The sequence below is a fragment of the Flavobacterium phragmitis genome (assembly GCF_900112575.1).
Lineage (GTDB): Bacteria > Bacteroidota > Bacteroidia > Flavobacteriales > Flavobacteriaceae > Flavobacterium > Flavobacterium phragmitis.
Genome location: NZ_FOMH01000006.1, coordinates 1 through 13,130, shown reverse-complemented (window position 1 = coordinate 13,130; position 13,130 = coordinate 1). Strand labels below are relative to the sequence as shown.

Annotated in this window: 9 protein-coding genes and 1 pseudogene; all 10 read left to right on the top strand. The window is 35.0% G+C overall.

Annotated features, from left to right (window positions below):
• The first annotated feature begins 17 nt into the window (after positions 1-17).
• Positions 18-1,421 (top strand): NrfD/PsrC family molybdoenzyme membrane anchor subunit, encoded by a 1,404-nt coding sequence (gene nrfD / locus BM289_RS11595; protein ID WP_008466839.1) that lies wholly within the window; start codon positions 18-20, stop codon positions 1,419-1,421.
• A complete protein-coding gene (locus BM289_RS11590) occupies positions 1,414-1,938 on the top strand; it encodes a DUF3341 domain-containing protein (RefSeq protein WP_008466841.1) in 525 nt (174 codons plus the stop codon). The genes nrfD and BM289_RS11590 overlap by 8 nt, the downstream gene beginning before the upstream one ends.
• An 8-nt stretch (positions 1,939-1,946) precedes the next feature.
• Entirely contained in the window at positions 1,947-2,492 is a 546-nt protein-coding gene (locus tag BM289_RS11585) for a c-type cytochrome (protein WP_091493439.1), read from the top strand.
• Between the two features lie 27 nt (positions 2,493-2,519).
• Complete coding sequence (locus tag BM289_RS11580) at positions 2,520-3,914, top strand: cation-translocating P-type ATPase (RefSeq protein ID WP_091493436.1); 1,395 nt, start codon at positions 2,520-2,522, stop codon at positions 3,912-3,914.
• A 19-nt stretch (positions 3,915-3,933) separates the two neighbouring features.
• Positions 3,934-5,124: a cytochrome c oxidase subunit II gene (locus tag BM289_RS11575; protein ID WP_091493433.1), complete on the top strand. Its 1,191-nt coding sequence runs from the start codon at positions 3,934-3,936 to the stop codon at positions 5,122-5,124.
• Positions 5,125-5,156: 32 nt separating this feature from the next.
• Positions 5,157-6,959, top strand: a complete 1,803-nt coding sequence (locus tag BM289_RS11570; protein WP_091493430.1) for a cytochrome c oxidase subunit I — start codon at positions 5,157-5,159, stop codon at positions 6,957-6,959.
• Between the two features lie 106 nt (positions 6,960-7,065).
• Positions 7,066-8,088 (top strand): Holliday junction branch migration DNA helicase RuvB, encoded by a 1,023-nt coding sequence (gene ruvB / locus BM289_RS11565; RefSeq protein WP_091493427.1) that lies wholly within the window; start codon positions 7,066-7,068, stop codon positions 8,086-8,088.
• A gap of 10 nt (positions 8,089-8,098) precedes the next feature.
• The gene (locus BM289_RS11560; protein ID WP_091493425.1) at positions 8,099-9,445 is read left to right on the top strand and encodes a cytochrome P450; all 1,347 of its coding nucleotides are present in this window, start codon (positions 8,099-8,101) and stop codon (positions 9,443-9,445) included.
• Entirely contained in the window at positions 9,445-10,368 is a 924-nt protein-coding gene (gene queG / locus BM289_RS11555) for a tRNA epoxyqueuosine(34) reductase QueG (RefSeq protein ID WP_091493422.1), read from the top strand. The genes BM289_RS11560 and queG overlap by 1 nt, the downstream gene beginning before the upstream one ends.
• Before the next feature lie 489 nt (positions 10,369-10,857).
• Positions 10,858-13,130 (top strand): annotated as a pseudogene (locus BM289_RS11550) (DUF11 domain-containing protein); the annotation flags it as partial.

Here is a 13,130-nt window from a genome sequence, read left to right as displayed (position 1 = left end):
AAACAATATAAAGGATTATGTCGTCTCACTACGAAGCACCCATTAGAAAACCTTTAGTTATAGGTGATAAATCTTATCACGATGTAACTGTAGATGTAGCTGCACCTGTTGAGGGGCCTGCAAACAAGCAATGGTGGATTGTATTTTCAATCGCATTAATAGCCTTCCTTTGGGGGTTAGGTTGTATAATTTACACCGTATCTACCGGTATCGGAACATGGGGATTAAATAAAACAGTTGGCTGGGCTTGGGATATTACTAACTTCGTTTGGTGGGTTGGTATTGGTCACGCTGGAACATTAATTTCTGCGGTATTATTACTTTTCCGTCAACGTTGGAGAATGGCCATCAACCGTTCTGCAGAAGCTATGACTATTTTCTCTGTAGTTCAAGCAGGTCTTTTCCCAATCATTCACATGGGACGTCCATGGTTAGCATATTGGGTATTACCTATTCCAAACCAATTTGGATCTTTATGGGTAAACTTTAACTCACCTTTACTTTGGGACGTATTCGCGATTTCAACGTATCTTTCGGTATCATTAGTTTTCTGGTGGACTGGTTTGTTACCTGACTTTGCAATGCTTCGTGATAGAGCTATTACTCCTTTTAACAAAAGAGTTTATTCTATCTTAAGTTTTGGATGGAGCGGTAGAGCAAAAGACTGGCAACGTTTTGAAGAAGTATCTTTAGTATTAGCTGGTTTAGCTACTCCACTTGTACTTTCTGTACACACAATTGTATCTATGGACTTTGCTACTTCTGTAATTCCTGGATGGCATACAACAATTTTCCCTCCATACTTCGTTGCTGGAGCGGTTTTCTCTGGATTCGCGATGGTAAATACCTTGTTGATCGTTATGAGAAAAGTATCTAACCTTGAAGCATACATCACATTACAGCATATCGAGTTAATGAACATCATTATCATGATTACTGGATCTATTGTTGGTGTAGCTTACATCACTGAGTTATTCGTAGCTTGGTATTCAGGAGTAGAGTATGAGCAATATGCATTCTTAAACAGAGCTACTGGACCTTACTGGTGGGCATATTGGTCGATGATGACATGTAACGTGTTCTCTCCTCAGTTCATGTGGTTTAAAAAATTAAGAACTAGTATCATGTTCTCATTCATCATTTCGATTGTAGTAAACATCGGAATGTGGTTCGAAAGATTCGTAATTATTGTTACTTCTTTACATAGAGATTACCTTCCATCTTCTTGGACAATGTTCTCACCAACATTTGTTGATATCGGAATTTTCATTGGAACAATTGGTTTCTTCTTCGTATTGTTTTTATTGTACTCTAGAACATTCCCTGTGATTGCTCAGGCAGAGGTTAAAACAATTTTGAAAGGAACAGGAGATAATTATATTAGAGAAAGAGCAAACAGTAAAGATTCACATCATGAGTAATAAAGTTATATACGCCATTTATAATGACGATGACGTTTTGATGAATGCAGTAAAGAAAACTAGAGCTGCTCATCATCATATTGAAGAGGTTTTTACTCCATTCCCAGTTCACGGATTGGATAAAGCCATGGGATTAGCACCAACAAGATTAGCAATATGTGCTTTTTTATATGGATGTGTTGGTATTTCTGTTGCAACAACAATGATGGGATACATCATGATTCATGACTGGCCACAGGATATTGGAGGTAAACCAAGTTTTAGTTTTATCCAAAATATGCCATCTTTTGTGCCGATTATGTTTGAGATGACTGTGTTTTTTGCAGCTCACTTAATGGTAATTACTTTTTATATGAGAAGTAGATTATGGCCTTTCAAAGAAGCTGAAAATCCAGATGTAAGAACAACTGATGACCATTTCTTAATGGAAGTTGCAGTAAATGATAACGAAGCAGAGTTAGTATCTTTCTTTGAAGGAACTGGAGCTGTTGAAGTTAAAGTAATTGAAAAGAATTAATTGTAGCTATGAAAAAGATATATAAAATAACACTATTAGTTGGTTTAACTATTTTAGTTTCATCTTGCCACAATAATTCGGCACCAAACTATCAGTATTTCCCTAATATGTATGAGTCTGTAGCTTACGAGCCATATACAGAAGCTAAAGTATTTAAAGGAGGAAAAGAAGGACAGCTTCCTGTTGCAGGAACTATCAATAGAGGTTTTGAACCTTATGAATATGAAAATTCAACTGCTGGTTACGAAGCAGCGAAAGCTAATTTGAAATCGCCTTTAACAGAAGAAGAAAAAAATTCTGGAAAAGGGAAAGAACTTTTCGAAATTTACTGTATCAGCTGCCATGGTGCAACTGGTAACGGTAAAGGTAAATTGGTTGAAAGAGAGAAATTTCTTGGAGTACCTAGCTATAAAGACAGAGAGATCACTGAAGGAAGTATCTTTCACGTTGAGACTTATGGTTTAAATGCAATGGGTTCACATGCAAATCAATTAAGTGCTCACGAACGTTGGTTAGTTGCTGACTATGTTCTGAAACTAAAAAGCCAATTATAATTGTTGAACAAACTGATCGTAATAGATATGTATACATTTTCAAGTAAATTAAAAACTTTTTCTTTTATCTTAATGGCCGTTGGTTTATTAGGAATTGGGTATGGTTTTTTAAGTGCGCCAAAAGATATTCAAGAAGTTGAAAAAATACTAGCTGCAGATGAACATGGTTCTCATGGTGCTGCGCATGAAGAAAAAGCGGAGGCATCTCAGAAAGAAGCAGGTCATCATGAATCTGCTGAAGCATCGCATGATGCTCACAAGGCAGCAGGACATGCTGAAGTTTCTGGTGCAAATGAGCACGAAAAACATTTAGAGCATGTATTGCACCAATTGCAAAATAAGCCTTGGTCTGCAGTATATGTAGCTTGTATTTTCTTTTTACTACTTTCAATGGGGGTTTTAGCTTTTTATGCTATTCAACAAGTTGCTCAAGCAGGTTGGTCTCCAGTCTTATTTAGAGTAATGCAAGGTATAACAGCTTATTTACCAGCTGGTTCTGTAGTTTTCTTTATTATTTTAGTTTTATGTGGACTACATTTTAATCATATCTTCGTATGGTTAGGTGAAGGTGTAACAGATCCTAAAAGCCCAAATTATGATGCTATCATTGCTGGAAAATCAGGATATTTAAATTTCCCATTCTGGATTGTAAGAGCTTTTATCTTTTTATTAGGATGGAATATCTACCGTCATTTTTCTAGAAAGAACTGCTTAGCTCAAGATGAGGCTAATGATGATCTTTACTACAAAAAGAATTTCAAAGCTTCTGCTGGGTTCTTAGTGTTCTTTATCGTTTCTGAGTCTATCATGGCTTGGGATTGGATTATGTCTTTTGATCCACATTGGTTCAGTACTTTGTTTGCTTGGTATGTATTCGCTTCTTTCTTTGTAAGTGGTATTACAACTATAGCTTTGGTTACAATCTACTTAAAATCTAAAGGATATTTAGAGTATGTAAATAACAGCCATATTCATGATTTAGCTAAATTCATGTTTGGTATCAGTGTATTCTGGACTTATTTATGGTTCTCTCAGTTTATGTTAATCTGGTATGCAAACATCCCAGAAGAGGTAACTTATTTTGTAACAAGAATTCAATTATATAACCTTCCTTTCTTTGGAGCGGTTGTTATGAACTTTGTTTTCCCATTATTAATATTAATAAATACTGACTTCAAACGTCTTAACTGGGTTGTTGTAATGGCAGGTATTGTAATATTATTAGGACATTATGTTGATTTCTTTAATATGATTATGCCTGGTACAGTAGGAGACAAATGGTTTATTGGAGTTCCTGAAATTGCATCGATTCTTTTCTTCTTAGGTTTATTTATATTTGTTGTATTTACTGCATTAACTAAATCTCCTTTGCTTGCAAAAAGAAATCCTTTCATCGAAGAAAGTAAACATTTTCATTATTAATATTTAAAGAAGTAAACAGATGACAAGTTTGTTGGTAATTATAGTTTTAGTTTTATTAGCGGTTGCATTATGGCAATTGACGAAGATATTTGATCTTACTCAGGTAGGAGCATCTTCTGATGATTCTCAGGTTGCATCAGATAATGACAATAACGTTCAGGGATATATTATGTTTGGCTTTTTAGCTTTCATTTATATATTTACGATTTATGGTTTACTAAAATGGGGTAATTTGGTACTTCATACTCCTGCTTCTGAGCACGGCGGTTTAGTAGATAATTTAATGAATATTACTTGGGTTTTAATCTTTACAGTTCAGGTTATTACGCAAGGTTTGCTTTACTGGTTTTCTTTTAAAAATAGAGGAAATAAAGATAGAAAAGCATTGTTCTTTGCTGATAGTAATAAACTTGAAGCTATCTGGAGTATTATCCCATCTGTTGTTTTGGCTTGTTTGATCCTTTATGGATTGTATGCTTGGAATAACATTATGTTTGTTGATAAAGATGAAGATGTAATCGAAATCGAATTATACGCTCAACAATTTAAATGGACAGCTAGATATGCTGGACAAGACAATGTTTTAGGTAAAGCTAACGTTCGTTTAATTGAAGGAGTTAATACATTAGGAGTTGACATGTCTGATCCTAATGCTCAAGATGATATTGTAGTTTCAGAATTGCACATCCCTAAAGGTAAAAAAGTTCACTTTAAAATGCGTTCTCAGGATGTATTGCACTCTGCTTACTTTCCTCACTTTAGAGCACAAATGAACTGTGTTCCGGGTATGGTTACTGAATTTGCTTTTGTTCCAACTTATACTACTGCTGAATACAGAGAGTTGCCATTTATGGTTGAGAAAGTTGCAAACATCAACAAACTTAGAGCTGAAAAAAGTATTGAATTAGTTGCAAAAGGAGGAACAGCTTTAGATCCTTACACATTTGATTATTTATTATTATGTAATAAAATTTGTGGAGCTTCACACTACAATATGCAAATGAAGGTTGTTGTAGATACTCCAGAAGACTATAAAAAATGGTTAAGTGAAAAAACTACTTTAGCACAGGATATCGCAGCTGCAAAAGCTGCTGAGAAACCAGCTGAAGGAGCTGCACCAACTACAGACTCTACTGCTAAAGTAATCGACACAGTTAAAGCTGTTGTTGATACTGTTAAAGCAGCTGTAGCTAAAGTGGCAATGAAATAAAATATTATTTAGAAAATTTAAAGTACACATATATGTCAGCAGAAGCGCACGATCACGATCACGGACACGATCACGAGCACGAACATCATCATAAAGACACGTTCATTACTAAATATATTTTTAGTATTGATCACAAAATGATTGCTAAACAATACTTGATTACCGGTATTGTTATGGGAGTAATTGGTATTGCAATGTCCTTGCTTTTTAGAATGCAATTGGCGTGGCCAGAAGAGTCTTTTAAGATATTTAATGTTTTATTAGGAGATAAATTTGCACCTGATGGTGTAATGGCAAATGATATTTATTTAGCTTTGGTTACAATTCACGGTACCATCATGGTATTCTTTGTACTGACGGCTGGTTTGAGTGGGACTTTTAGTAACTTACTTATTCCACTTCAGATTGGAGCACGAGATATGGCTTCTGGATTCATGAATATGATTTCATATTGGTTATTTTTCTTGTCTGCTGTTGTAATGTTATGTTCTTTATTTGTTGAAGCTGGTCCAGCTTCTGCAGGATGGACAATCTACCCTCCATTAAGTGCTTTACCACAAGCGATTCCTGGATCTGGAACAGGTATGACATTATGGTTAGTTTCTATGGCTATTTTCATCGCATCTTCATTGATGGGATCTTTAAATTACATTGTTACTGTACTTAACTTAAGAACTAAAGGAATGTCTATGACTAGACTTCCTCTTACAATCTGGACATTTTTCGTAACAGCTATTATTGGTGTTATTTCATTCCCAGTATTATTATCTGCTGCATTATTATTGATTTTTGATAGAAGTTTTGGAACTTCATTCTTCTTATCTGACATTTATATTGCAGGAGAGGTTTTACACTACCAAGGAGGTTCTCCTGTATTGTTTGAGCACTTATTCTGGTTCTTAGGTCACCCTGAGGTTTACATCGTAATCTTACCAGCGATGGGTCTTGTTTCAGAAATTATGGCAACAAATGCTCGTAAACCAATTTTCGGTTACAGAGCGATGATTATGTCAGTTCTTGCAATTGCATTCTTATCAACTATCGTTTGGGGTCACCACATGTTTATTTCTGGGATGAATCCTTTCTTAGGATCTGTATTTACTTTCACAACTTTATTGATTGCAATCCCTTCTGCTGTAAAAGCATTTAACTGGATTACAACTTTATGGAAAGGTAACTTACAATTCAACCCAGCGATGTTATTCTCTATCGGAATGGTTTCTACTTTCATCACTGGAGGTTTAACAGGAATTATTTTAGGAGATAGTACCTTGGATATTAACGTTCACGATACGTACTTTGTAATTGCTCACTTTCACTTAGTAATGGGTATCTCTGCACTTTATGGAATGTTTGCTGGTATTTACCACTGGTTCCCTAAAATGTATGGAAGAATGTTAAACAAAAACTTAGGTTACATCCACTTCTGGGTAACTGCAGTTTGTGCTTATGGAGTTTTCTTCCCAATGCACTTTATCGGATTAGCTGGTTTACCAAGACGTTACTATACTAATACAAACTTCCCATTATTTGATGATTTACAAAATGTGAATGTTTTAATTACAACATTTGCTCTTGTAGGAGGTGCGTTCCAGTTAGTATTCTTATACAACTTCTTTAGCAGTATTTTCTATGGTAAGAAAGCAGTTCAGAACCCATGGAAATCTACAACTTTAGAGTGGACTACACCAGTTGAGCATATTCACGGAAACTGGCCAGGAGAAATTCCTCACGTATATCGTTGGCCGTATGACTACAGTAACCCTAATCACGATGTAGATTTTGTTCCTCAAAATGTACCAATGAAAGAAGGTGAAGAAGTTTTACACCACTAAAAATAATCGAAGGCTGTCAGAAATGACGGCCTTTTTTGTTTAGTTAAAGTTTTAATCGTTCAGTTTAACTATTTTAGAAACTGATTAGTTTATATATCTTTGTGGGATGAATGAAAATCTTGATCCTACAACAAAAGGATACAACTCAGAAGAATTAGATCTTGAAAAAAGATTGCGTCCGCTGTCATTTGATGATTTTGCCGGACAAGATCAAGTTTTGGAAAATTTGAAAGTCTTTGTTGCCGCAGCTAATCAACGTGGAGAAGCGCTTGACCATGCCCTTTTTCATGGTCCTCCAGGTTTAGGAAAAACTACACTGGCAAATATTTTAGCCAATGAGTTGCAGGTTGGTATTAAAATTACTTCTGGTCCTGTATTGGATAAACCTGGCGATTTGGCTGGTTTGCTGACAAACTTAGATGAAAGAGATGTTTTATTCATTGATGAGATCCATCGGTTAAGTCCAGTTGTTGAGGAGTATTTGTATTCGGCTATGGAGGATTTCAAGATTGATATTATGATTGAATCGGGGCCAAATGCCAGAACGGTTCAAATCAATTTGAATCCATTCACGCTTATTGGAGCTACAACTCGTTCAGGATTATTGACTGCTCCGATGAGAGCGCGTTTTGGAATTTCTTCTCGTTTACAATATTATTCTACTGAACTTTTAACAACAATTGTTGAACGAAGTGCAGGTATATTAAAAATGCCTATTGATCTTGAAGCCGCTATTGAAATTGCTGGTCGTAGTCGTGGAACTCCTCGTATTGCTAATGCTTTATTGAGAAGAGTTAGAGACTTTGCACAGATAAAGGGTAATGGAACTATAGACCTTGAAATTTCTAAGTATGCACTAAGAGCATTGAATGTAGATGCCCACGGTCTTGATGAAATGGATAATAAGATATTATTGACTATCATTAATAAATTTAAGGGTGGACCAGTTGGTCTTTCTACTTTGGCGACTGCCGTATCTGAAAGTAGTGAAACGATTGAAGAAGTTTATGAACCTTTCTTGATTCAAGAGGGATTTATTATGCGTACACCGCGCGGAAGAGAAGTGACGGATAAAGCTTATAAACATCTCGGAAAGATAAATATGAACAATCAGGGGGAGTTGTTTTAATTTAAGTAAAATGCCTTTTAAAACAAAATATAATTACCCGCCAAAACTTTCTATTCTTAGATTCTTTTTGGATGCAGAAGGAGTCCGAAGAAATCCTATACCTTACCATGAGAAATATTTCAGAAAGTTTGGGGATTCTTTTTCTATCAAAATTGGAAGTTCAAGGCATATTATTTTGTCGCGAGACAATGAAGTAGCTCAGTATATTCTACAAAAGAATCAAAAGAACTATCATAAATCTAAATTTCAATCTTTTTATCTTTCGAAATATCTTGGAAAGGGACTTTTAACTGTTGATGGCGATTTTTGGTTGAAACAGAGAAGACTTATTCAGCCAGCTTTTCATAAACAAAAAATGAATCAGTTGGTTGAAAATATGAAAGCAACCATTATTTCAGAGTTAGATCAGATTAAAACTGATGAAGAAATGAATCTTTTTCCTGTAATGAGTGAGCTAGCATTTAATGTTGTAGCCAAATCTCTATTTGAGTTTTCAATATCAGATGAAAAGCTAAATCGAATAAAATTCATTATTGAAGAAGTTCAAAACTTTTTGATTAAAGAAATTAGACTTCCACATAAAGCTTGGTGGTTTTCTATTAGCGGGCAAGTAAAAAAACATCTCCAATTAGCAGAAGAAAATAATAACATTATCAGAGAAATTATTGAGGTTAGAAATGCTTCAAAAGAGGAATTTAATGATTTGCTTAATATGCTATTGGAAACCAGATATGAAGATACTGGTGAAGGAATGTCTGTAGAACAATTAATAGACGAAATAAAAATCCTATTTATTGCGGGACATGAAACAACTGCTAATGCCCTAACTTTTACTTTGTACTTGTTAGGTAATAATCCCGAAGTGCAGCAACAGGTTTTAGAAGAAATTTTAATGATTGAATCTGAAACTGATAACGTTGTTGAACAACTTCAAAAAATGACCTATACAAATGCCGTTTTAAACGAATCAATGCGCTTGTATCCTCCAGCTTGGATTACAGATCGTCAGAATGTTGAAGATGATACTTTGGCTGGATTTAATATAAAAGAGGGGACTTTAATCGGGGTTTCTTTTTATGAATTACATCGAAATCCTAAATATTGGAATAATCCTCATATGTTCATTCCTGAACGTTTTTTAGGAGAACAAAAAAAACATTCGATGCAGTATTTCTATCCTTTTGGTGCTGGACCAAGAATGTGTATCGGTGCTGGTTTTGCTATTTACGAAATGTGTTTGGCTGTTTCTTATATTATAAAAAAATATAAGATTACTTCAGTTGGAACCGATGTTAATTTTAATACACTAATTACCTTAAAACCTGTTGGTGTAAAAGTTGTTTTTTCTGAGAGATAATGATTGATTCTAAAGAGAAATATACAAAGTTTATAAAAGCTGAAGCTAAAAGACTTGGTTTTCTTTCTTGTGGAATATCCAAGGCTGGATTTCTCGAACAAGAAGCACCAAGGCTCGAAAAATGGCTAAACAACAACTATAATGGTCAGATGGCCTATATGGCGAATCATTTCGACAAACGTTTGGATCCTACTTTATTGGTTGATGATGGTAAAAGTGTGGTTTCTCTTTTGCTTAATTATTATCCAGATTCAGTTCAAAATGAAGAGAGTTTTAAAATTTCAAAATATGCTTACGGACAAGATTACCATTTTGTGATTAAGGATAAATTAAAAGAATTTTTACACTCAATTCAAGAGAATATTGGCGAAGTTTCAGGACGTGCTTTTGTTGATTCGGCTCCGGTTTTAGATAAGGCTTGGGCAGCAAAAAGCGGTTTAGGATGGATAGGGAAAAACAGCAATTTAATTACTCAGAAAGTAGGCTCTTTTTACTTTATAGCCGAACTTATCATTGATTTAGATTTAGAATATGATCATGCGGTAACAGATCATTGCGGAAGCTGTACAGCTTGTATCGATGCATGTCCAACCCAAGCAATTGTTGCACCCTATGTGGTAGATGGAAGCAAATGTATATCTTACTATACTATTGAATTAAAAGAAAATATTCCTCACGAAATGAAGGGAAAATTTGATGATTGGATGTTTGGTTGCGATACTTGCCAAGATGTCTGCCCATGGAATCGATTTTCTAAATCTCATTCAGAACCTTTATTTAACCCTAATCCAGATTTACTCTCTTTTACAAAAAAAGACTGGATTGAAATAACAGAAGAAACATTTAAACTTGTTTTTAAAAACTCTCCAATCAAAAGAACAAAATTTGAGGGACTTAAACGTAATATTAAATTTTTAGATTAATTTTTTAAATATTTATATTTCAACACATTGCGCTTTTATTGTAAGTTAAAGCTTATTTTTAAATCTTACAATTTTTGATTTTTTGTCAATGTTTTCTGTAAGAATTTGATTTATTCATAATTCTTTAAGAAATTATGAACTCTTCATTGTCAAATCTTTACGTTTTTAACATCACAAAGTTATGAACACTTGTTAAATTATGTTGTTCGACGACTTTCTTTGCATTTTGTCGACTAATATCGTCGGAAACCTAGTCTTTCCTATACTTTCGTACCTCCAAAACTACTAATTTAATCCTGAGACGACTGTTTATGTTAGTCTTGTGCTATGAAAGGCTTATGGTAAAACTTTACTTTTTCGGTGTTGAAAAAACTTTTTTCAGCCAATCAAAATCCAATTTTTACAATTTTTCGTATTTCACCTATATGCTAAAAACGATCATCAGTTTTTCAGCGTCTTATATTTCTGTTCCACAAACTCAAGTTGTCTATGCGTAACTTTACTTTTAATCAGTCTAAATTTTTTAGACTAATTTTTCTTGTTTTTTCTTTGTTATTCATTAGTTATAATGCTTCAGCTCAGTTTTTTACGAAACATTATATTGCTCCAGCACCATGGCAATATTTTAGTAGGGCAAATGAAATTGTTATTGCTACTAATTCTACAAGCCCTGTTACTTTTACTATAACCAAAAGTGACGGTAGTGCTGTAAGTTTGACAAAAGATGGTACAACAATTAGTTCATCTTCTCTTACTACTGTAAAAGGAGCTCCTGCAGTTTATAGATTTGTTGGAGATCCTAATACTGCCGCTTTAACTTATAATAGTGCTGGTACTGTTTATAATGATAGAGGTATAATAGTTACAAGTACTACTAATGGCGGAGCTATTTCTGTAAATTTAAGAAATATTGCGTCTGATGCAATAGGAAGTGGTGGCGACTCTAATATTAAAGGTAATGCCTCATTGACTAGTTTCGGTGATGCAGGTATAGGTGTGGAATTTCGAGTTGGGTATTATCGTAATATGGGAACATCTGACCAAGAACGACCATTTTACAGTGTAATGGCAATTGGTAATAATACACAAGTAAAAGTAAATGGAAGTGTGGTAACCACATTAGGAGCTGGACAAAGTTATTTGTTTAATGCAACGATTGGTTCTTTGGTTGAGACTTCAGGGCCAGTTGTGATGAATACTGGTGTACGAATAGATACTCCAGTGGCGTGCGGGGATGGAACGTTTGATCAATTACCACCAGTATCTGTTTTAGGGAAAGAATATTTCCTTGAAAGAGGGAAAGGTAATGATACTGCTGAGCAAACAACTGTTGTAGCAACCAAAGATGGGACAACAATAACAATAAATACTTATAATGCTACTAATGGTAATGAAGTAGGTTCGCCTGTAACAGTATCACGAAATGCTGGGGAGTATTATACTTTTAAAAACGGTGTTTCTGGCACGCAATTTACTTCATCAAGAATTTCAGCGAACAATAACGTTGCGGTTTATTCCGGTACAGCTGATGGTTGTGAAGTAGATATTTCTACAATTGCGCCAGTTTCAGAATGTGGAGGATCTATTTTTGTTGAAACTTCAGCTTTTAAAGGATATACCAATGCCTCATTAGATTATTTTGCTTATGTATTATTAAAAAGTGCTTCGAATAAGGTTTTCCTTAATGGTACTGATCTGGAACAGACTATGGGGACTAACCGACGTCAATTAGGGACAACGGGCTGGTATATAATAGACTTTAATAGAGATAAAATTGGAAATCCTAATACAATTTCTCTTAATAGTGATTCAAAGCTTACAGTTTCTATAGCGCAACAAGGTAATGGTTATTCGATGGCTGCATTTTTTTCAAACTTTGCACAACAGCCATCTGCTCCCAAAGAAACTTATATTGGGGTAGCTGGTTGTCTAAAACAATCAGCGACATTAACTACAGATCCTGGTTTTGCGCCATATGTGTGGCGTTATAATGGTACAGTTATTTCAGGACAAGTTTTAAATTCTATAACAGTTACTAAAACAGGAACTTATACTGTAACATCAACATTGTCTTGTGGTGTTAGTTCGCAATCTACTCCTATTACAGTTACGCTTTGTAGTGATGTTGCAGTGGAAAATAAGGTGAATGTTTCCAGCCAGTGTGTTGGATCAAATATTGTTTTTACTGTAACGGCTAAAAATTTAGGGCCATCCAACGCAGAAGGTGTTTCGGTAACAGATAAACTTCCTTCAGGATATACTTACGTTTCTTCAGTAGCTCCAACTGGGACTACTTATGACAGTAGTACCGGAGTTTGGACAATTTCTGGTTTAGATAGTGGAGCAAGTGCTGTTCTTACAATAACTGGAACGGTTAAAGATTCTGGAACTTATGCCAACACAGCAACAATTACATCATCTAATGTGGATGATCCGACAGGTAATAATACTGCTACAGCAACAGTAACAGCCAATGCTTTACCAGTTGCAGCTACACTTAGCACAAATAGCCCTGTTTGTTCAGGCTCGAATGCTATTTTTACAATATCAGGTACGCAAGGAAATGTTGTTACTTATACAGGAGCTGCTTCCGGAACCGCTACAATAGGAACTGATGGAAAGGCTACAGTTACAATATCAAATGTAACTGCCAATTCTACTTTAAATTTAACAAATGTTAGTAATGGGACTTGTAACCGTGCGTTATCGGTTACTGCTACAATTACGGTAAACCCGACACCATCGGCACCGACTGTTGCAGC